The following is a 780-nucleotide window of genomic DNA, read 5'->3' as shown; positions in this document are numbered from 1 at the left end:
ACCGTAATTTCCGTTTGGCAGCAGTCGAATTAAATATGACACCTTCAGCGGTAAGCCATGCGATTAAAAATTTGGAAGACCGACTAGATGTGAGATTGTTTAATAGAACTACACGGAGTGTTTCGTTAACGGATGCTGGTTATCAGTTATATAGCTCGCTTCAACCTGCCATGGAAAATGTTGCTACAGCAGTAAACCAATTAGATGCCTTTAGAGAAAAACCGAGTGGAATTTTACGGATTAATTCTAGTGAAGGGGCTGTCCGTTTGATTTTGAAACCCATATTGAAAAAGTTTTTAGATATCAATCCATCTGTGCAGCTTGATATCGTCTGTGATGGAAGGTTGGTGAATATAGTAGAAGACAAATTTGATGCAGGTATTCGCCTAAGAGATAATATTCCACAAGAAATGGTAGCTATCCGCTTAACAAAAAGTGAAGAGTTTGTAGCGATTGCATCACCCGAATATCTAAATAAATATGGAGTTCCTAAAATTCCAAATGATTTATATGCCCACAACTGTATTCGATTTAGATTTGAAAGTGGAGAAATCTTTCAATGGGAATTCAATATAGATGGCAAAATTAAAAAATTTGATGTGAGAGGAGCACTTACTTTAACAGATCAGCCTTTGATGGTTGAGGCTGCAATAGACAGTATAGGAATTGCATTTGTTCCCAAACATTTAACACATGAATATGTGGCACAGAATAAAATTAGAATCATTTTAGATGAGTATAGTCCAAGTTATGATGGGTTATGTTTGTATTATCCGGGCC

Annotated in this window: 1 protein-coding gene; it reads left to right on the top strand. The window is 36.4% G+C overall.

Features of this window, described 5'->3' with window-relative positions:
- A partial coding sequence (locus RMB03_RS00605; protein WP_311073137.1) for a LysR family transcriptional regulator occupies nucleotides 1–780 on the top strand: 780 nt, incomplete at both ends.

Source organism: Acinetobacter sp. V91_7 (genome assembly GCF_031799075.1).
Lineage (GTDB): Bacteria > Pseudomonadota > Gammaproteobacteria > Pseudomonadales > Moraxellaceae > Acinetobacter > Acinetobacter calcoaceticus.
The sequence above is the reverse complement of the archived record's forward strand: the minus strand, read 5'-3'. Positions and strand labels throughout refer to the sequence as shown.